This window comes from Chitinibacter fontanus, assembly GCF_013423785.1.
Taxonomy (GTDB): domain Bacteria; phylum Pseudomonadota; class Gammaproteobacteria; order Burkholderiales; family Chitinibacteraceae; genus Chitinibacter; species Chitinibacter fontanus.
In genome coordinates this window covers 1,942,724-1,963,715 of record NZ_CP058952.1, presented here as the reverse complement: position 1 = coordinate 1,963,715, position 20,992 = coordinate 1,942,724, and the positions used below count along the sequence as shown (strand labels likewise).

Sequence of the window (20,992 nt, the reverse complement as noted above, 5' to 3'; positions counted from 1 at the left end):
ATTCAGTAGCCTATTTTAGGCTTTGTGCCAAATGCTGCCGTATACCTTTGCGCTGCACATATTCATTGAGTAGCGCTTGGGATTCTTGCTCCATAAAGCCCTGACTCACCACCAAGGACTCAGCTTTGTAGCGATAGTAGTCCCCATGCGCCAACAAGCCCAAAGCCCCCACCCACGTATCTGCAGCTCCAATGACGAGCGCATCGATGCCAACATTGATGATGGCGCCCAGACACATCATGCAGGGCTCTAGCGTGGTATAGAGCGTGCATTGATGTTTATGTGCCGCCAAAAAAGGCGCCACGCTTTGAATCGCCAATAGCTCCGCATGCTGGGTATCGTTGGCAGGCACATCAACGGCATTGTGAGCACGGGCAATGATTTGCCCTTCATGCACAATCACCGCGCCAATTGGCAAATTGCCGGCGGCCAAGGCCAAACGGGCCTGCTCTAGCGCTGCCAACATAAAATCAGGATGAGGATGCTCAACAGCGCGAAACATCAGCGGACTACACCTCGCGATAGAGTTTTTTATCAGCCGATTTCATTTTCTCGAACTCACTACGCAGAATACATACCAGCTCCCCGTCGCCAATCCCGCGGACCGAGACTTCCCGCGTGACGATGCGATCGGTAAAAAACGGCGTGGTGCGATCATCTTCCAGATCAAAACCCCGTCGGTTAAACGCAAAGCTGATGCTGGGCAGCTTTTGCAAGCGCGAAGCCATATTGATGCACGAGCCAATGTAATCGTTACCCTCACCCACCGAATACACCGTACCGCGCGCCAAGCCAACCCGTAGGCGACTAGGCGGCTCGGCCACGCGCGATTTCAGCGAGGGTAAAAAGTCATGCTGATATTTTTTGCAAATACTCCAAGCGCTGGCAATCACATTGCGCATCGCCGCTTGCGATAAGCCCTTACTCGACCAGATCACCAATAAGCCATCGCCGAGAAACTTGGTAAAGAATGGCAATGGGCACCAGAGTGCCACCCCCTCTTCTTCATCTTTTTGCTTCATCTCATTGCGCAGCTCGGCCATCAACCAAGTTAAAAATGGATGCAAAAAACTGGGTACTGATAAATGCGGGTCAATCTGATTACAAAACTGGGTAAAACCTTCCAGATCAAACACCGCCGCAATCGCGTCGGTCGGCTTGGATTCGAGCGTCAAATCCCCCAGGCCGAGCACCGAAGCATTGAATTGGTCAAAGGCCCGTCGGCTCAGTAATTTACGCCGCTGGCCGTCGATTTCGGTGCGCACATAATCGGCGCTGCGAGGTTTGTAGGTGGGCATATTAGATCAATCGCACATTATCAATGATCAAAGATGGAATGCTGATCATAAGCGCTGACGGCCTAGACTAAAAGCTTTTTTACATTCTTGCTTACAACTAGCGACGCTCTGCGCACCGAATACACCACAGGGTATATGCTCTTGAATTAGACGCAATCTAATATCCTGATCAATACCTTTTAGCCGGTACAAAAAACAAAGCCACTGCAGCAATCACAGTGGCTTAGATTTAGCTAGCACTCATTTAGCAAGCGCTACATTGATCTGGCTTATTGAAACCGGACATCTTCGTCGATCGGCACCAGATCACTCAGATATTCATCGGTTTTAACCCCTTTTGGCCAGCAAACCCGGGCGCGGTTGCCCTCAACTTTTAACACGCGGCCATCGTAGCGCTCGTTGCCAAATTGATTCACTACATTCACGCGAGTATTCACTGGCAATGCGTAGCTAGCACCTGAAAATCGTTCGATTAGTGATGAAATCAGCATTAACATGATTCACTCCTTGGGTCATTTGTGTAGTTTATGACTGTATAATACGCCAATTTACTACGTAGTCGAATTACATTTTGTGTGAATATGTACATGTCCTATACACGTAAAAAACGGCCCTCAGCCGCTTTTTTCCTCCCAGCCACCCGCTCAAAAAATTATGCCGATTGCTCCAGTGACATTTTCAGGGTTTGCGCAATCTGGGTTAGTTTATCTTGCAAAACGGACTCATCCTCATAGGTGGCGCTGATCTTATCCCAACCGGCGCGCACAATATTAAGCAAGTTTTCTTCTTGGTTATCGGTCAAACCAAAGGCGGATAAAGATTGCTCCAGCTCCATCAATACATCACTTAATAGCACGGACCGGATCGCCTTACCTTCGCGCTGCTGGTGATCAATCTCCAACAAAGCACCCGTCAGCGATTGAATCGAGCGCATGATTTCCAGCCGATTCTGGGTTGCCAGCAAATTGGCTTTGACATTAATCGCCTCGAATCTAGCCTCGGCCGCCTCAATCAAAATGGCCAAATGGTCACGTAAGCGGCCGCACAAGGCCTCATCGGTGATTGGCATATTGTTCACAATTAATTTCACATGGGGATAGTTAATCGACAAGCGTGAACGATATTGAACCACCCGATCCATTTTTGCCATTTGCAGCAAAATCGCCCGCTCCACCCCAGACGCTTCGCCACGTACATTCAAAACCAGCGGCTCTGGCTCGGTATCCAGCTGAACAACACCATCCAGCGTAAAGCGTTGTAGCGCGGCAAGTACCTGATGCGCCAAGTCACCCGGAGTATGGCAATAATTGAGGGATTTAAGCATTTCCATCACCATGCCAATTTCACTCATATTACTCATGACCGTGAAGGCAGTGCTGGTGGCGGCGTGGATTTGGGTTTTCAGCTGCTCGTAACCACGACAGATTTGCAGCATGTGAGCGATACGGGACAGCAGCAATTTATGATTAATTGGCTTGGTAATAAAACCTTGCCCGCCCACATCGTAGACTTTTAATAGTTCGTCGGTGTTTTCTTCGGCCGACATCAACATGACCGGGATGTCGGATAGCTCAAAGTCATCACAAATGGCTTTGCACAAAGCAAATCCATTCATGCCTGGCATATTCACATCGGCGATGACGGCCACAGGCATCAACTCGCGCGCTTTGTTCAGCCCATCTGCGCCATCAACCGCTTCTACCACCTCAAACTGAGCTTGCAAATATTGCGCGATGACTTTTCTTGTTAACGCCTCGTCATCCACAATCAAAATGCTTGGTTTTACTGCCTCATTCATGCAATTTGCCCCCTAGCCATACACACATTTTATTTTTGACAAATTGCAAGAAATACAAGCTGAGACTAACGTCGCATCTTTGCATCCAACTCCTCAACCTTGGCGCGCGCCCACGGCGTGCGGCGCAAGAATTTCAGGCTGGATTTAATCGACGGCTCGTTGAAAAAGCATTGCAGCGGAATCTGTTTATGCAGCCCTTTCCAGCCGAAATGCTCGACCAAATCGGTCAGCATTTGCTCTAGCGTAATGCCGTGCTGCGGATTATTTTTTTGCGGTGTAGTCATACAGCCCTGCCTTGAGACCAACCATACCCACATTGGTATAGCTGGCTAGTTGTTTCTGGATAATGCCTTTTGCCCAATACACAGCCCGCAGCCTAGCCACGGCTTTGTAACGCTCGCTCGATAAAGTGGCGATGCACCGTCGGGCGCGGCACTTTGCAATCAAACCAAGCGCGCACGTCTTCTTCCACACCAATGCCATGCATGAAGTTATACAAGGCTTTATTCAGCCCCTGCCCCATTAAATCATGGTCGATCGGCGTTTTATCGATAAAGCCGACGTCATTTTTGGCAAAACTCACTGGCGGCAGCGGAATCAGCTCCACGCCGTATTCTTCCGGATTTTTGCCCACGGGCGAGTGCACGGTACAGGCAAAGCGATGGAAAAAGCCCGATTGAATACAGCCGTGCTCGAAGAGCTGGCGCACGTATTCGAGCGCATCGACGGTGTCTTGCACCGTTTGCGTTGGAAAGCCGTACATCAAATAGGCGTGGACCAAAATCCCGGCTTCGGCAAAACCATAGGTCACGCGCGCGACCTGATCGACTGATACGCCTTTTTTCATTAATTTCAGCAGGCGATCCGATGCCACTTCGAGCCCGCCCGAAATCGCGATACAGCCGCTATCGGCGAGCAATTGGCACAGCTCTGGCGTGAACGATTTTTCAAAGCGGATATTGCCCCACCACGAAATCGACACTTTGCGGCGCAGCAGCTCCTCGGCCAGCGCGCGCAGCATTTTTGGCGGCGCGGCTTCGTCGACAAAATGGAAACCCGTTTGACCTGTTTCTTCGATAATCGCCTCGATGCGATCGACCAGCATTTCAGCCGTCGTCGTTTCATAGCGAGAAATATAGTCGAGCGTAATATCGCAGAAGCTGCATTTCTTCCAATAGCAGCCGTGCGCAATCGTCAGCTTATTCCAGCGTCCATCCGACCACAGGCGGTGCATCGGGTTCAGCATATCGAGTAATGACAGGTAGCGATCAAGCGGCAGGCCATCCCATGTTGGCGTACCGACGTCGGAAAACGGCACGTCGGCTTCCATTAGGTTAATGTATTTGACCTTTCCATCTTCACGGATAAAGGTGCGCACCAAACGCTGCTGCGAGCGTTTGCCCTGCAAATGGTCGATCAGCGCCAACAGCGGGCGCTCGCCGTCGTCGAGCGTGACAAAATCAAAGTAATCAAACACGCGCGGCTCGGTCAGCTCGCGCAATTCGGTATTTGCAAAACCACCGCCCAGCGCGATTTTAATCTCGGGATATTGCCCTCGGATGCTTTGTGAAATTCGGAAAGCGGCGTATACCGCACCGGGGAATGGCACTGAAATCAGCACCAGATTCGGCTGATGCTTGGCAACAGCCGCCAAGCTTAAATCGTGCAAAGTCGCGTCGACCAGATTGTGTGGCGCGGCCAGCGCGGCGGCGAGTGGCTGAAAATTCGGCTGCGACATTGCCAGCGATTCGGCGTAGCGCACGAATTCAAAGCGCGGATCAATCGCATCACGAATTACGTCGGCCAAGTCATTCAGATACATCGTCGCCAAATGGCGGGCGCGGTCTTGCGTGCCGAGCGCACCAAACGCCCAAGCCATCGTGTCTTCGTTATCGTCGATGGTGTACGCGTCAATCGGCGCAAAGCGCGCGCCTTCGGGTAGAAAAGCACGGCTGACGATGCGATGACTCACCGTACTATCGCGCCCCTGCAAAAAGGCGATGGTCGGCGTGATCGTCGCGTCGTAATGATCGAAGTTCAGCAGAAAATGCTGCACCTGATGGCTTTGCTTGCGCGCGGGGATTTTACTCGCCGCGTCGCGAATTTCGGCCAAACCTTGACGCGAAAACAGGCGCAGAACCAGCGCGAGCGCCAAATCTTCCTGCCGCGCATCCAGCCGCCCACCCACCTCAGAGCGTAAAAAGCCGGTGATATACGCCGTCGACGGATACGGCGTATTCAATTGCGTCATGGGAGGGATTAGCGATAAAACACGAAAAGCAGTCATTGGCACTCACAAAACCCGCGTGCAAAAAGGCAACGCGGGCTTATTTTACACGCTTACAGCACAATGCCGGTTTTTACGGTGATGGGTGGAATAGGCTTGGAGATGCTCAGCGAACGAAGTGAGAGAGTGTTGAGCGCATTGTTAGTTGCTAGCTATCCAGAAGTTACTAGCTAATGCTTTATTAGCAATACTTCTTGCATGCTCATCATAGAGTTCACAATCCTTAACGTAGCAAAGAAACTCCCTACAAACATCTTTTCTTTCACCACGTATCTCAGAAAATCGTTCTTGGAAATAGTCACTTAGCTCAGGATCATTGTCTTCGGGAAGCATTGTGAACAGTATTTGCCAAGAGCTAGCGTACTCTCTGGGTTTATCAAAATCAGATGGTTTTTCGATAATGGCGGTCATATAGGCAGGTAAATAGAAATTTATTCCGGCTGCATCCAAATAAGACAAAGCCATCATGCAGTTGTGAAGATGCCCCCGCGGGACGTCCCACCATGAACCAGCATAATCTTCCCTCTCTGTGATTTCCTTGAGAGTTTTTTCATCCGTTATCCAATCGTCCATTGCCATAGCGGCATGAAGGCCACAATGTCTTGGGAAAGGAGCAGATGAGAATTGCTCCCGAATTTTATGGCACAACTCTGTGGCATTGTTCATGGTTGTAGCGCACGTGAAATCTACACTCATCACCAAGTATAGATTTAGATTGTTTGTTGATTTATTGCCTAGGCTGCCGCACAGGGCGGCAATCCAACTCAGGCCTTCTTCACAAACTCAGTTTTCAACTGCATCGCGCCGATACCGTCGATTTTGCAGTCGATGTCGTGATCGCCGTCGATCAGGCGGATGTTTTTGACTTTGGTGCCGACTTTCACCACCAAGGATGAGCCTTTGACTTTCAGGTCTTTAATCACCGTCACCGAGTCGCCGTCTTGCAGCACATTGCCGTTGGCGTCTTTCCAGACTTTGGCGGCCTCTTCGGGTGCTGCATCGGATGGATTCCATTCATGCGCGCACTCGGGGCAGATCAACATAGCGCCGTCTTCGTAGACAAAAGTTGACGCGCAAACTGGACAGGGGGGCAAAGTTGACATGCTGGGTTCCATGAAGGGAAATAAATAGCGCTCAATTATACGCTGCTCTAGCGGCAAATTTGCGGCACTTTGCCAGACAATGCCTTGCTTTTCAGTGCAAATCTGCATTTAATGCCAACAAGAACGGCATTATTATTCACCGCCGTGCACACCAGTTAGCATGACACACAGCGAGGTTGTTATGGGTATCAATCAAGCCAAGCAGGATGCCAAGGCGCTTAAACAAGCGATGCAGGAAGCGGGGCATATTGAGGATGAGCTGATTCATCAGCAACGGCGCCAAGGGCTCAATCAAGCTCTACAGCAGCGCAAACAATCAGGTCGTGAGGCTGCTGCGCAGCGTTATTTAGAAAAACAGGAGCTGGCCCAGCTTAAGCGCAAAAAATAAGCAGGGTATCTTTCTACATACTAATTAAATCGCAGCCTGTAGCTATATACACCAATCACGGCGTTAGCGACCACTCCCCAATTGCCGCTTGTAAAGTTTCGATATCCACCATTCCCCCCATCATTCGGGCACCAACCAGCATGGTTGGCGTCGCAAAAATGCGTAGCTGCTGACCTAATTGCACACTGGCTTGCAATATCGAGGGCAGTGGGGCGGTTTTCGGTAGCAAATGATAGGTATTGGTGCGGCGCGCTATGGCATCAATATGCTGCAACTCCAGCGGCAATGGCGCTTGCATTAATTGCTGATGCACATCGGGATACACCGAGCGCCGATGCCGCCAAACCTGTAGCGCATAATGTGCCGCATAGCCGCTGGTTTCCGCCATCAGCGTTTGCCACTTCATCACAAAACGGACGTCATCACCTGCGAGTTGTTGCAGTAGCGGATCAAGTTGCCGGCAATATGGACAATTAAAGTCGCTAAAGACTAGTACCGTCCGGTGCGCTAAGGCAGGGCCCAGCACAATATCCAGTGGCTGGTGAAAAATAGCGCTCGGCTGCGCCTGCGCCAAATCTTGTAGCTGCGCTAAATACAGCTGCTTACGGCGTTCAGCCTCTTGCTGCAATTGAGCCAGATCATCGGCGCGGGCCCAGAGTGGCAAGGCCGCCAGACAACTTAAAAATGCGCGTCGTTGCACCGCTCGTTCCAGTGATGAAAGCGAGTATTGTCGCGTTGCCTTGCCAGCTTGTCACAGTAAATACTGACAAGCTGCAGCTACCCCCCGATGGAATCATTCGGGTGTAATGCGGCATACAAGAAAAACAATGCAAGAACACCAGCCCCGAATAATTACCCAGAAACAAGAATTAACAAGGCCTTGATGGCAATACCCCTACTTATTTTTCCTAACCCAATCCGACCAACTGGTAAATAGGCTCGGGGTACGTGCAGCAACGGCGCTGCGATGCCATGGGTTTTCATCCCAGTAATTGTCGTGAAATAGCGCCCCAACCTGCCCGCCCGATTCGAGCAAAATCAGCACGCCTGCGGCGTAATCCCAGAGCTTTTGTGCGCCGTGTAGCATCACATCGGTGCGGCCTGCGGCCAGCCAGCACCAATCAATGGTGGAAGCACCAAAGTTGCGATGGCTGTGATACGGGTTCACTGTCACGACGCGGGTTGCCAAATGGCCAGAGAGCCACTTGGTTTCGATTGAGGCCATTGCGTGTTTAAGCTGCTTATCATCTTTGAGTAGTGGCAATGTTTCGCTATTGAGCCATGCGCCACAACCCGCCTCGGCGGCAAAGCATTCATCGAGCACCGGCAGATACACCACGCCGAGCACCGGGCGATGATTACGGTACAGCGCAATCGAAACGGCAAAATACGGCAGGCCATGCGCAAAATTGCTGGTGCCATCAATCGGGTCAACAATCCACAGCCCATCAGGGTGATCATGCCATAGTGCTTCTTGCTCAGCCTGACTCATCTCCTCGCCCAACACTGGGCAATCAACCAACTGGGGAAGCAGACGTTGCAAGGCAGTTTGTGCCGCTAAATCCGCTTCCGTAAACAGGCTGCCGTCGTGTTTAAGCTCAGCCACTACTTTTTGATAGCGTGGCATCACCTCGCTCGCAGCGACTTCGCGGGCAATATTGATCAGGGCTTGCAATGACGGGCTAGGCACTTTCTTCACGGATAATCTCTTTGTATCGACCCAGCCTGGCTACGCCGATGAATGACAAGGCTTTGATATTCAATAGTTTAATGCTGTTGCGGCATTGCACCAATAAGTGAATGCCGCGATAGTGATTAACGCCAAACACACTGGACAAAGCCAGTATTGATCGGCATTGCTTAGATTGTATGCCAAAAAAAACCCGCGCTGATAAATCAACGCGGGCTTTGGCTTTCTAGCTACGCAGTGGGCTCTAGTCTGCGAGCGAGGCTCGCAGTAACTAGAAGCGTTGCGGCTAGATTAGTATGGCCATTTCCAATCTTTAACTTCTGGCATGTCATCGCCGTATTTAGCGATGTACTGCGCGTGTTCAACCAGTTTGTCAGTCAGTTTCTGACGAACATGTGCACCGATTTTTTGCAGTTTAGGTACACGATCGATCACGTCGATTGCCAAGTTGAAGCGGTCAAGCTGGTTAACCACAACCATGTCGAACGGAGTCGAAGTAGAACCTTCTTCGATGTAACCACGAGCATGGATGTTAGCGTGGCCGTTACGACGGTAAGTCAGACGGTGGATCAACCATGGGTAGCCGTGGAAGGCAAACATCACAGGTTTGTCAGTTGTGAAGATCGCGTCGAATTCGCGGTCTGACAAGCCGTGTGGGTGCTCTTCTTCAGGTTGCAGAGTCATCAAATCGCAAACGTTAACGAAGCGGATTTTCAGATCTGGGAAGTGTTGACGCAGCATATCAGTTGCAGCCAAAGCTTCCATTGTTGGGATTTCACCCGCACACGCCATGACTACATCTGGCTCGCCGTCTTGATCGTTTGATGCCCAATCCCAGATACCCAGACCTTTAGTTGCGTGTTTGATCGCTTGGTCCATAGTCAGGTATTGCAGCGCTGGCTGTTTACCGGCTACTACCACGTTCACATAGTGACGTGAACGCAATACGTGGTCAGTTACAGACAACAAGGTGTTCGCATCAGCTGGCAAGTAAACACGGATCACTTCAGCTTTTTTGTTCACCACGTGATCGATAAAGCCTGGATCTTGGTGAGAGAAGCCGTTGTGGTCTTGACGCCATACGTGTGAAGTCAACAAGTAGTTCAACGATGGAATCGGTTTGCGCCAGTTGATGTGACGAGTTGTTTTCAGCCATTTAGCGTGCTGGTTAAACATTGAATCGATCACGTGGATGAACGCTTCGTAGCAGCTAAAGAAACCGTGACGACCAGTCAAGTTGTACGCTTCGAGCCAACCTTGGCAAGTATGCTCAGACAAGATTTCCATTACGCGGCCATCTTGTTGCAGGTTGTCATTCTTGTTCACGCCATCCACTTCGAAGTGGTTAGCCAACCAAGTTTTACCAGAGTACTCAATCGTAGCATTCCAACGGTTAGATGCAGTTTCATCTGGGCCGAAGATACGGAAGTTTTTCTCTGCTTCGTTTTCTTTCATGACATCGGCAAGGAAATTACCCATTACGCGAGTCATTTCAGCGTTTTCAGTACCTGGTTTTGCAAATTTAACTTCGTAGTTACGGAAGTCTGGCATTTTCAGGTCTTTCGACACTTGGCCGTGTACAACTGGGTTAGAGCCGATACGTTTTTGGCCTTTTGGTGCCAATGACACGATGTCTTCTTTTACAGAACCATCAGCATTGAACAATGTGTCTACATTGTATGAACGCATCCAGTTTTCCAAGTTGATCACATTCTCGCCATCGATATCAGAGAATGGCACTTGGTGGCTGCGCCAGTAGTCTTCTACTTTTTTGCCTTTGATTTCTTTCGGGCCAGTCCAGCCTTTTGGCGTGCGCATTACAATCATTGGCCAACGTGGGCGAGTGATTGGTTTGCCAGCGTCTTTTTCAGCAATCGCAGCAGCGCGGATTGCAGCGAATTTGTCCATACACAAGTCCATTGCCGCAGCCATGTCTTGGTGGATTTTTTCGAATGTTTCTGGCTTGTCATTGAATGTTTCGTTGGTCAATTCAACGAAGATTGGCTCGTAGCCGTAACCAGTGAACAAGGCAGTTACTTCATCTTTGTTCATCCGTGCCAACAAGGTTGGGTTGGCAATTTTGTAGCCGTTCAGGTGCAAGATTGGCAATACAAAACCGTCATTGATCGGGTGGATGTATTTAGTTGAGTGCCAAGAAGCAGCCAATGGGCCAGTTTCAGCTTCACCGTCACCGACTACAGCGATAACAACTTGGTCTGGATTGTCCAAAGCCGCGCCGTAAGCGTGTGATACTGAGTAACCCAACTCGCCACCTTCGTGCATAGAACCTGGAGTTTCAGGCGCTACGTGCGATGGGATGCCGCGTGGGAAAGAGAATTGTTTGAACAGGCGTTGCATACCTGCTTCAGTACGGTCGATGCTTGGGAAGAATTCTTCATAAGAACCTTCAATCCAAGTATTCGCAACGAAACCAGGACCACCATGGCCAGGGCCAGTGATGTAGATCATGTTCACTTCACGCTCAGTGATGATGCGGTTTGCGTGAGCGAAGATGAAGTTCAAACCAGGTGTAGTACCCCAGTGGCCCAACAAACGTGGCTTGATGTGCTCGCGTTTCAGCGGCAGTTTCAGCATTGGGTTGTCGAGCAAGTAAATTTGACCAACAGACAAATAGTTTGCCGCTTGGAAGTAGCGGTGCATTCTATCTAATACGCTTGGAGATAACGGTTGAGCCACGGTAACACCTCTTATTTGGGTTGTGTTTAGTGATTGCTAGGTAAAAGGCTTTATTCCCTTCACCCGATGAAGCCAGTATACGGAGTGCTGGCAGGCCGCTACTGATACAAATCAAATCCTACGTTGGCTTTTACTCTACTGATGCCAAATTGCTTGATACAGCGCAAAAAGTTGACCCATTCCTGTAATTTTATTACTTGGCTAGTGGCATTTTTCTTTGTTTGCAACAACAAATTGGCCACATGCTCAGCATAAAAATCACCAGCTTGGCGCGCCGGGCAATACAAACGATGGTAAGAACCAACCTTATGCTCGCGTCATAGCATACATCGCCTTGCACGATTTTCAAGCTAATCTTTACACGTTGCAGCATAATTACTGTCAACAAATATGCGTCAATATTGCGCAATTTAATAGGTTAATAATGCCGCCCAGAAAAAAACCCACCGCAAAGGTGGGTTTTCTTAATGCAGTGACAGACTTGAACCTCAATAATGGAAAAACACCAGCGTCATCACAATACACACAGGCAATAGGCAAGCCAGCGACCAGGCCATATAGCCAAAGAAACTTGGCATTTTGACTCCACGGTCTTCTGCAACCGCCTTAACCATGAAGTTGGGCGCGTTACCAATGTAACTCATCGCCCCCATAAATACGGCACCAGATGAAATGGCCAATAATGTGGATGCCATTGGCCCCATCATATGCGCCGCATCACCATGCGCCAGATTAAAGAACACCAGATAAGTCGGTGCATTATCAAGAAAGGCCGATAAAGTACCCGTCAACCAGAAGTACATCGCATCATGCGGTGTACCATCTGCGTAGCTCACCAATTTCACCAGCCCTGCCATTGCCCCCGAAGTGCCCGCTTGCAAAATTGCAATTGCTGGCGCCATCGCAATAAAGATACCTGCAAATAGCTTGGCAACTTCAAGGATAGGCCCCCAGTTAAAATCATTGCCCGCACGCACTTGAGCTGGCGTTATTTTGAGAGAAATTGCACCGATCACTAACAACAGCACATCACGAACGATATCTTGCAAGCCAAGGTGTGAGCCCATCACTTCCCACTCGATACCGGGCTTCCAAACACCCGACATCACCACCAAACCAACAATAGCGGCCAATAAAACGAAATTGCGTTTACCATAAATCTTCAAAGCGCTATCTGGGGTTTTATCACGGGGCAACACCCCCTCTTTCTTGAAGTAGTAACTATCAATCGCGTAGAACATTGCCAATAGCAAGACACTCATCAGCAGCACGGGGCCAGCCATGTGCTCAACCGTCCACAGAAAATCCACCCCTTTCAGAAAGCCGAGAAATAAAGGCGGATCACCCAGCGGGGTCAAACCGCCGCCAACGTTAGCGACCAAGAAAATAAAAAACACCACCACATGCACATTGTGCAAGCGATTGTCGTTCGCTTTCAAAATTGGACGAATCAACAACATCGCCGCACCCGTGGTGCCCATAATCGAGGCAAGCACCGTGCCCAGCGCCAAAATACCGGTATTGAGCTTGGGTGAACCATGCAGATTACCCCATACCAAGATGCCACCTGAAACGGTATAGAGCGCAAACAAGATCAGGATAAACGGGATATATTCTTCCAGCATCGCATGCACAATCACTTCCGCTGTTGGCACTACTCCTGCATGCAGCGCGAACGGCACCACGAACAATGCTCCCCAAAATGCGGCAACCTTTCCAAAATTATCATGCCAAAAATGAGGCGCAAAAATCGGAAACAGGGCGATCGACAGCAATAAACCCGCAAACGGAATAATCCAATTAAGCGACATCGTGCTGCCATCCAAACCCGCTGCCATGGCCATGCCCGGCAGCAAGGTTGATAAGGCTAATACTCGTTTTAACATAAGCTGAACTTTATCCAATCAATACTTGGTGGATGTATACACACCAAACGCAATCAAATTATGCCTCACAGGGAGATACCCAATTAAGGCTGAATAAACTCGATTTTATAACCATCGGGATCTTCCACAAACGCAATCACCGTCGTGCCATGCTTCATCGGGCCGGGCTCACGCACCACCTTACCACCCTTGGCACGCACCGCATCGCAAGTGGCAAAAATATCGTCGGTTTCCAATGCAATATGCCCGTAACCAGTACCCAATTCGTAATGCGGGGTATCCCAATTGTGCGTCAACTCCAGCACAGCCTGCTCCGACTCGGCCCCATACCCAACAAAAGCCAAGGTAAAACGCCCCTCGGGAAAGTCCTTGCGGCGCAAGAGCTGCATGCCTAAGACTTCGGTGTAAAACGCGATCGAACGCTCCAAATCGCCCACGCGTAACATCGTATGCAAAATACGCATCGTTCTTCCTTTTTCTTAATGGTGACGGTAGTTTACCGTGTGCCGGGCGCTTAGTCGCGCGGCATATTGCCAAAGCAAATCAAAAAAACTTCAAATTAGGCGTTGACAGGGCGTCAAATAACCTTATAATGCGCATCTCTGTATGTGACGACGCGGGTCGGTAGCTCAGTCGGTAGAGCAGCGGACTTTTAATCCGTTGGTCGAGGGTTCGAATCCCTCCCGACCCACCATCGCCAAATACAAGACCTCTGGGTCGGTAGCTCAGTCGGTAGAGCAGCGGACTTTTAATCCGTTGGTCGAGGGTTCGAATCCCTCCCGACCCACACGATTTAATGAAAAAGCCTCAACTTCGGTTGAGGCTTTTTTGTATGCATCGAATAAATCAAGCCGCCCGATTATGCCAATAACCTGCGTGCCAGGCTATTGGCAATGCGCGCAGCATGACGGCGCTTTAGCGCTGCGAATCAATATCCGCCAACGACTCTTCACCTTTACTTGTAATAAAATGCCCCAGCTCGCCATCACGAATTTCTACGTGACCTTTGCGCAGCAAGAAGGCTAGTGCTTCGCCATTGACTTTAATCGTTGGGTCCGCTTTCAACAGCCGCAGACTTTCAATGCATAAGGTCATAAAAATCGTTTGCTTGCCCAAATCGGTAATTTGCAAAATACCGGTTTTACGCTCGTATGCTGCGAGCTTTTGGCTCGTTAACGCTTTTACATTTTTGAAAATTTTGTGGCTCAGTCGCGTACTTTTCAGCCCGCGCGCAACTTCTTTTAGTGCATCCATTTCATCTTTGGATAATTTCGTACTCATGCAGCATTCCTATCAGGATTGATTTTGTTCGCTATGGTACGCGCCCGCAGAGCAATGGGGAAATGCTACGGCACGAATGGTGGACATAATTGGCTTGTCTTGTATCAAGATGCACATTATTAGTAATAATTCTCAATTGCATTTATCGATTGATGGCGCTAAATTTAAACGCACCACTCTCACGCCACTCGGAGCAATCACATGACGCAATCTCCACTATGGGCTGGAGCGCTTAGCTTAGTCCTGATTCACGCCGAAACAGGCTGCCAGCACGCAGCTCAACAAGCCGCCAAACTGCTCGAGCATCTGGCTGCCGACGATGCAATGGAAGCGACCACTCGGGCGCTATGTGAAAGAGCCAGCGAGCGTTTGCGCAACAGCTCCACACGTACAAATACAACCCAACCCAATCATTGATTTACTAAGGTATATGCATGAAGCAATTGCTTGAAAAAGGCTTTAACGATATACCCTGCAAAATAGAGTAACATTCTCTCACCTCCCTGCATGCTGATGCCCAGCCTTTAGCAGATCAAGCCAACTCGAAGCACAGGCCGAACGATTGCCAAGTGCCGCATCTTGCTGCCGATAGGCATCCCAGATTTTTTCGTGAAAGAAATATGCAACAGTATTAACCATGGGCTCAACAAGCGCTAAGGCGCTGGCCACCCCGAAACTGCCGGTCAGCAAATAGGCAACCGAAAACGCCACAGAGAAGTGAACCAATGCAAATGTGATCGTTTTAGCCATGATCTGCTCCTTAAATAATTGTATTCAGCGATAGCTAGATAATAATCATTCTCAAAAACAAAATAAAATTGATTATAGATAGCAACCCAATAGGGAGTATCTATCACAAAACCAGTTGCCCAATAAAAAACCAGAGCCTACGGCTCTGGTTTTTTAAAGCTCAATGCTCGTGTAATAACTTGCTTACATGGCTGCGCGATAGATTGCGCATACTTCCTCTAGCGTAGGCTGCTTCGGGTTGGTCAAACCGCAAGCGTCTTTCAAAGCATTGGCAGCCAACGTTGGGATATCCTCTTCCTTCGCGCCCAATTGCGCTACGCCACTTGGAATACCCACATCCGCCGACAAGGTACGAATCGCATCCAGACACACATCCGCAGCCGCGCTATCGCTCAAACCTGCGGTGCTTTCACCCATGGCGCGCGCGATATCGCCCAAACGTTTGGCGGCCACTTGCTTATTGTAGGCCTGCACATGCGGCAACAGGATCGCATTGCACACGCCGTGTGGCAAATCGTAGAAGCCGCCCAGTTGGTGTGCCATCGCGTGCACATAGCCGAGCGAAGCATTGTTAAACGCCATTCCCGCCAAGAATTGTGCATACGCCATTTGCTCACGCGCCACGATGTCGTCGCCATTTTTCACCGCTTGGCGGAGCGATTGGCTGATGATTTCAACGGCTTTCAATGCACACGCATCAGTAATCGGCGTAGCGGCAGTGGAAACATAGGCTTCTACGGCATGCGTGAGTGCGTCCATACCGGTTGCTGCGGTCAAACCAGCAGGTTTGAGCAGCATCAGCTCAGGATCATTCACTGACAGAATCGGCGTAGTGTGTTTATCCACGATGGCCATTTTTACATGGCGAGATTCGTCGGTGATAATGCAAAAGCGCGTCATTTCGCTGGCTGTACCGGCAGTGGTATTGATTGCGATCAGCGGCAACTGCGGTTTAGCCGATTTATCTAAGCCTTCGTAATCTTTGATTTCGCCGCCATTCACCGCCACCAGAGCAATACCTTTGGCGCAATCGTGTGGCGAGCCGCCACCGAGCGAAATCACACAGTCACAGCCATTGGCTTTGAGCAGCGCCAAGCCCGCAGCCACATTACCGGTGGTTGGATTAGGCTGAACCGCATCAAACACCACGGTGGCAATGCCTTGCGCATTTAATAAATCAGTCACGCGCTGCACGACACCAATTTTTACCAAGGGCGCATCGGTAACGATTAAGGCTTTTTGATAGCCATAACCTTGCATCGTTTTGGCTGCATCAGCCAAACATCCGGCCCCCATCAAATTCACACTAGGAATAAAAAAAGCTGTTGTTGTCATGATTTGCTCCCAAAAAAGGTGCATTCAGCCTACCCCCAGTCAAACTGTAAGAATTTGCGCGCGCGCAAAGTTTTGCCCGCTCTAGGGATACGCCTTATGCGCAGCATTAGCGCGCTGTCGCTAAGCGGCAACACGCCCGCTTTACCACTACGCAGCACGCTACGAAACGCATAAGCTCAGCCTATTTGCGGAAATTTTAAGCGATGAATTGCAGCGGCTGTGGCGCCCCATTGGCGGTCGATGCTCTGGTCTGTGGGTTTTGCGGCTTACACAATGCAGTCGATCTGCTGGCAATCCGCGATTTCAAACTACTGGCAGAGCGTAGCGAATTGGCCTGCCCCAATCAGTGCGGGCCATTACGATTGCTCGCTTTGGGCGCAAAACTAAAAGTGACCGTAGGGCATTGTCCAAGTTGCAATGGCCTGCATTTTGCCCCTGGCGCACTGCAAATCGCTCTTGACCAAGTCGCCGCACAAGTACGTGAAATCAACCATGCGCGGCTAGAGCAAATTCTCGCGCAGCGCGTCAAACCAGAAGCGGTACGCTACAAACCCTGCCCCACCTGTCATACGATGATGAATCGGCAGGCCTTTAGCCAATATATTCGGGTGATTGTTGACGAGTGCAAACTTCATGGCGTTTGGCTCGATAGCGGGGAATTTACTATTTTGGCGGAATGGATGGAAGCTGGTGGCCAGCATCACATTGAAGCAGAGGAAGCCCGCCGTGTACGCATCGACCAAGCCAATGGCAATGTTGCCCCTGTTCGCCCCCGCAATGAAGGTGACACCGCTCTATATGCGGATTCTTCAGATGGCGCAAACCCGGAGATGGCCGAGCACATCCTCCGTCAGCATCGGCGTGAAAAACCAGGCACAGGCCACTTGCCCCCTTGGGCCGTGGGCGCTGTGTTGAGCACCCTACTCTGGTTTATTCTGGGCTGGAGCTGGCCGGTAGCTTTGCTGCTGGTCGGCACGGCAGCCGGCTGGATCTGGCGAGACCGGCGATAGCATTACATCAACCGCCGTTCAGCTTGAATAATGGATAGGTAAACGAGTGTCTGGCTGAGGTTAAATTCAAGCTCAGCCTCATGCACAGCTTGTGCTAATGACTGCCCTGCGCTCATTTTTTTATTCACAAACGTCAAGATTGCTTCATTCATACTGACCTCTTCATGCGTGGCATCGATGTGATGATTTTGCATGATGGATAAATAAGCCAGCAGTGAAATATCCCCACTCTAAGCCCGCATTATTACCAAAACCAGTCAGAGGCGTAGCCGCACTAACAACTAACCTGTGCTGATTGAGCACAAACATTTAAGTACCAGCCAATACATGCTCCATGTATTCAATCAAAGAGCTTATTAATCAATGCTTGCGATTAAATACCCATACACCAGCCTGTAACTCAGGCGGCAAGATCAAGCGACTCAATTCGGGCAGCTCTTGCCAGTTGAAATGCGTTTGGGCTTCATAATCATGCCAATTACCCGTTAGAAAACGCGAACGGCTGCCAATCACGATATAGCTCTCGACACCACGCTGCCGGAAAATTTGTCGCTCAAAGTGATTATTGGTCGGCGGCCAACTACAAATTACCACCTGCGGGTGAAAGCGCTGAATCGCGGCAATGGCATCACATCGCTGTACCTCGGCGGGGTAAGCCACGACTTTTTCCCAGCTATAGTCGTCAGTGGGCGTGATATCCACGCCTTGCTGCGCCAAGAAGCGACTTAAAGTGCCATCGCCAGCCCCAACCTCAACTACTCTGCGCTGACCGATCAAGGCCGCCAAACCCACAATCAACTCGCGGCTGTAAAAACACCAAATTCCTCGCTTTTCCACCAAGGGCATCAACAGCTGCTTTTGCCATAGCAAAGGCCAGATCAGCCTAAAAGCTCGCATCGAAACCGGTTTGCGTACTAGATCACGTTCAAAGAGGAGTTTTTGTGCCAGCAAGCCATTGATTAAATTAAATCGCACCTTGCCGGATTTCACGCCAGTGGCGGTGGAAAAAGCATATTGGCGCAAGGCCAGCTCGGTCATGCGCTTGCGCAACTGCTCGGTCACAAATAGTTCAAATGCTCGTCCACTACGCTCGCCGCTTAAAAAACGCGCATCAGGCGCCATCCGCACACTGGCCTGTGTAACCAGTTGCTTTAGCTCAGCCGGATCACGTCGCGCATAGACATCCGCCAATTCGCCACGTACCTGCTGCCATAATGCGGGTTGCGCTTCTGCCAGTTCAGTCAGACTAGGCTGCTGCTGTAGCCAGTCCCAAATTTGGGAGGGGGTTAACGTCGGCATATCTCAGGCACAAAAAGCAAAGGCTTTATCATAATCAAATCTTCCCTGCCGAACATGCCAAAGCGCTGCAAACAACAAAAAAGCCCCATCCGGGGCTAAGCAAACACACAACCGCTACCGCGCCACAGCTTACATAAGGAACATTCCCGCTCGCTCTGGCTGCCAACTTACGGCCTTAATGCGCACCCGCAATTGCGCCCCGCCCGGCGCGGGCCAAGTAATTTCCTGCCCGACCGACAAACCTAAAATAGCCGAACCAATCGGCGCCAAAATAGACACCTGCTCAGCGCGGCCATCCACTTCGTCCGGGTAGCACAGCGTCAGCTCAAAATCACGCCCCGCCGGCAAGATCTCAAACAGTACCCGTGAACGCATCGTGACCACATCAGCAGGCATTGCCTCAGGCGCTAGCACCGTAGCACGGGCCAGCTCATTTTCCAGCGCGGCAAGATTAACAACGTGATGCGCACTCTGACGCGCCAACAGTTTTTCCAAGCGCGCGGCATCGAGTGTTGAAATTGTAATTGGCGGTAAAGCTTCCATTGTGTCCTCCCTCAAGCTAGGTAAATACTGGGCTACGTCAATAAAACTTGGGTATATTCATCAAGCCCAGTCGAATACTATTTGACTGAGCAATACCCCCAAAGTTGCATGTCAATATTAGCCCTTGCCAAGCCACAGACAGCCAATACTGTTGCAACTTCGCCACCGTTCGGCGCGCAATCTGCAGATCACGCTTGACGTAGGCAGCGCAATCGGCTTTAATAGCAACCCTTGTGACTGAGCAATCAAGTCACTGGCCAATTAGCTCAGTTGGTAGAGCAGCGGATTGAAAATCCGCGTGTCCGTGGTTCGATTCCGCGATTGGCCACCAGAATATAAAAAAGCCACCTTCGGGTGGCTTTTTGCATTTCGGCGTAAGAATCACATTCCTTGCGGTGCAGAAGCTAAGCGGATTTTGCTGCGCCGGATCATTTCTTTTTGCATCGCGGTAAATTGCTGCACGACTTGCTCTTGCAGATAACTTTTGCCTAAGCCCGCCAAAAAAGCTGATTTCGGCTGCCAATCGGCCTGATACGACATCAAAGTCTCTTTTTCCTGACCCTGTAGCAGCATCTTGCTACTAAACGGCCCTTGACTGGCATTGAGCGAACGGGCAATGATTTCGTCCATCTGGTGCACTTCAATCTCACGCTCAGAGTCGAGTGCCAGCGTAAACAAACCCAGCGATAAAGCCCCTTGCTGGCGGACCATTAAACGTTGCGCCACACGCGAAATCACTTTACTCGAACTCATATTGGGCATGAATTCGGCCATATGATCAAAATCGGTGAGGACACTAAAGGCCTGCGCTTGGGAAACCGGCGCTGAAAATTGTGCTGAGAGTAAAACATGACCGTCACGCTCAGTGGCCTGCACGCTAATCGGGGGGAAGTTTGGCAATTCCTGCGCCCAGATCGGGCCTAGCAGCAAACAGCCTATCAACGCGAGTAGTCGCATCACTCACCCCTCTCATGACAATAGAGTGACTTTAGCTCAAGAACGACGCAGCCCCAAGTACTTTAAAATAGTATTTGGGGCTAAAGTGCAGGCTTAATTACGCGAGAATTTTTGTGCAAGCTGATTGAGTTTTTCTGCGCGCTGGCGTTCAGCTTCGGCAGCTGCTTCAGCGGCTTGCTGGGCTTTACGCTCATTAGCGGCTTTCTTGAAGTGCTCGTGCAAGCTGGTCGCCGCAAAGGTGCGCTGCTCTTCGGTCACTGCGTCGGCTTTACTGCCGTCCAGATTGACGCGTTCGGTGGCGTTTTGCATTACTTTCAAATAACGCACTGAGCGCGTATGCATTGCCAACGCGCTGCGCAAAATGCGACGGTTTACTTCCGGTAATTGGGCAATGACCTGTTTATCAATCCCGATGGCGAGAGGCAGACAGTCACGAAATACCGCAAATTGCTTTTGCAAATCCTTCAACATGCCAAAAGTGGTAGGTGTGGAAGTCGGTTTTTTTTCAGGGGTGTTCATCGATCAAGCTCGTCAAAGAGGGTTTTGCTAGCGCGCATTTTATCAGATTCATCACCGTAACCAACTGAATGTGATTGACGGTGTTCAAATCGATGCGTGATTGGCACTGATTTCGCGCATCTTAGCACTCAAAGCCCAGCTTGCGATGCTT

Annotated in this window: 24 protein-coding genes and 3 tRNA genes; 6 read left to right on the top strand and 21 right to left on the bottom strand. The window is 50.3% G+C overall.

The features are described 5' to 3' along the window. Positions 1-10: 10 nt before the first annotated feature. From HZU75_RS09185 to HZU75_RS09150, 8 genes are all read right to left on the bottom strand, one after another. Entirely contained in the window at positions 11-502 is a 492-nt protein-coding gene (locus HZU75_RS09185; protein WP_180305799.1) for a nucleoside deaminase, read from the bottom strand. Positions 503-509: 7 nt separating this feature from the next. Next, positions 510-1,298, bottom strand: coding sequence for an adenylate/guanylate cyclase domain-containing protein (locus HZU75_RS09180; protein WP_180305798.1), 789 nt, complete (start codon positions 1,296-1,298; stop codon positions 510-512). A 269-nt stretch (positions 1,299-1,567) separates the two neighbouring features. Continuing rightward, a complete protein-coding gene (locus HZU75_RS09175; RefSeq protein WP_180305797.1) occupies positions 1,568-1,795 on the bottom strand; it encodes a hypothetical protein in 228 nt (75 codons plus the stop codon). 155 nt (positions 1,796-1,950) lie between these two features. Then, complete coding sequence (locus tag HZU75_RS09170; protein WP_180305796.1) at positions 1,951-3,096, bottom strand: response regulator; 1,146 nt, start codon at positions 3,094-3,096, stop codon at positions 1,951-1,953. Positions 3,097-3,161: 65 nt separating this feature from the next. Further along, positions 3,162-3,380, bottom strand: a complete 219-nt coding sequence (locus HZU75_RS09165) for a VF530 family protein (protein WP_180305795.1) — start codon at positions 3,378-3,380, stop codon at positions 3,162-3,164. A gap of 92 nt (positions 3,381-3,472) precedes the next feature. Continuing rightward, positions 3,473-5,383: a B12-binding domain-containing radical SAM protein gene (locus tag HZU75_RS09160; RefSeq protein WP_228028011.1), complete on the bottom strand. Its 1,911-nt coding sequence runs from the start codon at positions 5,381-5,383 to the stop codon at positions 3,473-3,475. A gap of 141 nt (positions 5,384-5,524) precedes the next feature. Further along, positions 5,525-6,049 carry a DUF6714 family protein gene (locus HZU75_RS09155; protein WP_180305794.1) on the bottom strand — a complete coding sequence of 175 codons (525 nt, stop codon included), beginning with the start codon at positions 6,047-6,049 and terminating at the stop codon, positions 5,525-5,527. Positions 6,050-6,147: 98 nt separating this feature from the next. After that, complete coding sequence (locus HZU75_RS09150) at positions 6,148-6,486, bottom strand: zinc ribbon domain-containing protein YjdM (RefSeq protein ID WP_180305793.1); 339 nt, start codon at positions 6,484-6,486, stop codon at positions 6,148-6,150. A gap of 181 nt (positions 6,487-6,667) precedes the next feature. Here HZU75_RS09150 and HZU75_RS09145 point away from each other — a divergent pair, with 181 nt between their 5' ends. Continuing rightward, positions 6,668-6,874, top strand: a complete 207-nt coding sequence (locus HZU75_RS09145; RefSeq protein ID WP_180305792.1) for a hypothetical protein — start codon at positions 6,668-6,670, stop codon at positions 6,872-6,874. Positions 6,875-6,929: 55 nt separating this feature from the next. Here the strand turns inward: HZU75_RS09145 and HZU75_RS09140 are convergent, their stop codons facing one another. From HZU75_RS09140 to gloA, 5 genes are all read right to left on the bottom strand, one after another. Further along, positions 6,930-7,574, bottom strand: a complete 645-nt coding sequence (locus HZU75_RS09140) for a DsbA family protein (RefSeq protein WP_180305791.1) — start codon at positions 7,572-7,574, stop codon at positions 6,930-6,932. Between the two features lie 195 nt (positions 7,575-7,769). Then, the gene (locus tag HZU75_RS09135; RefSeq protein ID WP_228028010.1) at positions 7,770-8,573 is read right to left on the bottom strand and encodes an inositol monophosphatase family protein; all 804 of its coding nucleotides are present in this window, start codon (positions 8,571-8,573) and stop codon (positions 7,770-7,772) included. 282 nt (positions 8,574-8,855) lie between these two features. Continuing rightward, entirely contained in the window at positions 8,856-11,276 is a 2,421-nt protein-coding gene (locus HZU75_RS09130; RefSeq protein ID WP_180308777.1) for a phosphoketolase family protein, read from the bottom strand. A 473-nt stretch (positions 11,277-11,749) separates the two neighbouring features. Beyond that, positions 11,750-13,147 (bottom strand): sodium:proton antiporter, encoded by a 1,398-nt coding sequence (locus tag HZU75_RS09125; RefSeq protein WP_180305790.1) that lies wholly within the window; start codon positions 13,145-13,147, stop codon positions 11,750-11,752. 83 nt (positions 13,148-13,230) lie between these two features. Beyond that, positions 13,231-13,611 (bottom strand): lactoylglutathione lyase, encoded by a 381-nt coding sequence (gene gloA, locus HZU75_RS09120; RefSeq protein WP_180305789.1) that lies wholly within the window; start codon positions 13,609-13,611, stop codon positions 13,231-13,233. Positions 13,612-13,765: 154 nt separating this feature from the next. On the opposite strand from gloA, the gene HZU75_RS09115 reads away from it, so the two are divergent. Beyond that, positions 13,766-13,841, top strand: a tRNA-Lys gene (locus tag HZU75_RS09115). A gap of 20 nt (positions 13,842-13,861) precedes the next feature. Beyond that, positions 13,862-13,934 (top strand) — tRNA-Lys (locus tag HZU75_RS09110). A gap of 128 nt (positions 13,935-14,062) precedes the next feature. Here HZU75_RS09110 and HZU75_RS09105 read toward each other — a convergent pair. After that, positions 14,063-14,428, bottom strand: a complete 366-nt coding sequence (locus HZU75_RS09105) for a hypothetical protein (RefSeq protein WP_180305788.1) — start codon at positions 14,426-14,428, stop codon at positions 14,063-14,065. A 201-nt stretch (positions 14,429-14,629) separates the two neighbouring features. Between HZU75_RS09105 and HZU75_RS09100 the strand changes: the two genes are divergently transcribed. Next, positions 14,630-14,845, top strand: coding sequence for a hypothetical protein (locus tag HZU75_RS09100; RefSeq protein WP_180305787.1), 216 nt, complete (start codon positions 14,630-14,632; stop codon positions 14,843-14,845). A 78-nt stretch (positions 14,846-14,923) separates the two neighbouring features. Here the strand turns inward: HZU75_RS09100 and HZU75_RS09095 are convergent, their stop codons facing one another. Further along, positions 14,924-15,178 (bottom strand): DUF2061 domain-containing protein, encoded by a 255-nt coding sequence (locus HZU75_RS09095; RefSeq protein ID WP_180305786.1) that lies wholly within the window; start codon positions 15,176-15,178, stop codon positions 14,924-14,926. Between the two features lie 183 nt (positions 15,179-15,361). Beyond that, positions 15,362-16,513: an L-threonine dehydrogenase gene (gene yiaY / locus HZU75_RS09090; RefSeq protein WP_180305785.1), complete on the bottom strand. Its 1,152-nt coding sequence runs from the start codon at positions 16,511-16,513 to the stop codon at positions 15,362-15,364. 203 nt (positions 16,514-16,716) lie between these two features. On the opposite strand from yiaY, the gene HZU75_RS09085 reads away from it, so the two are divergent. Beyond that, complete coding sequence (locus tag HZU75_RS09085) at positions 16,717-17,523, top strand: TFIIB-type zinc ribbon-containing protein (RefSeq protein WP_180305784.1); 807 nt, start codon at positions 16,717-16,719, stop codon at positions 17,521-17,523. A 2-nt stretch (positions 17,524-17,525) separates the two neighbouring features. On the opposite strand, the gene HZU75_RS09080 is transcribed toward HZU75_RS09085, so the two are convergent. From HZU75_RS09080 to rnk, 3 genes are all read right to left on the bottom strand, one after another. After that, a complete protein-coding gene (locus HZU75_RS09080) occupies positions 17,526-17,675 on the bottom strand; it encodes a hypothetical protein (protein ID WP_180305783.1) in 150 nt (49 codons plus the stop codon). Between the two features lie 208 nt (positions 17,676-17,883). Beyond that, positions 17,884-18,822: a class I SAM-dependent methyltransferase gene (locus HZU75_RS09075; protein ID WP_180305782.1), complete on the bottom strand. Its 939-nt coding sequence runs from the start codon at positions 18,820-18,822 to the stop codon at positions 17,884-17,886. Between the two features lie 129 nt (positions 18,823-18,951). Next, a complete protein-coding gene (gene rnk / locus HZU75_RS09070; RefSeq protein ID WP_180305781.1) occupies positions 18,952-19,365 on the bottom strand; it encodes a nucleoside diphosphate kinase regulator in 414 nt (137 codons plus the stop codon). Positions 19,366-19,620: 255 nt separating this feature from the next. Here rnk and HZU75_RS09065 point away from each other — a divergent pair. After that, positions 19,621-19,696: transfer RNA gene (locus HZU75_RS09065), tRNA-Phe, on the top strand. Positions 19,697-19,746: 50 nt separating this feature from the next. On the opposite strand, the gene HZU75_RS09060 is transcribed toward HZU75_RS09065, so the two are convergent. Together HZU75_RS09060 and HZU75_RS09055 are read right to left on the bottom strand one after the other, a co-directional pair. After that, the gene (locus tag HZU75_RS09060) at positions 19,747-20,322 is read right to left on the bottom strand and encodes an SRPBCC family protein (protein ID WP_180305780.1); all 576 of its coding nucleotides are present in this window, start codon (positions 20,320-20,322) and stop codon (positions 19,747-19,749) included. 93 nt (positions 20,323-20,415) lie between these two features. After that, positions 20,416-20,841 (bottom strand): ProQ/FINO family protein, encoded by a 426-nt coding sequence (locus tag HZU75_RS09055; RefSeq protein ID WP_180305779.1) that lies wholly within the window; start codon positions 20,839-20,841, stop codon positions 20,416-20,418. Positions 20,842-20,992: the final 151 nt, after the last annotated feature.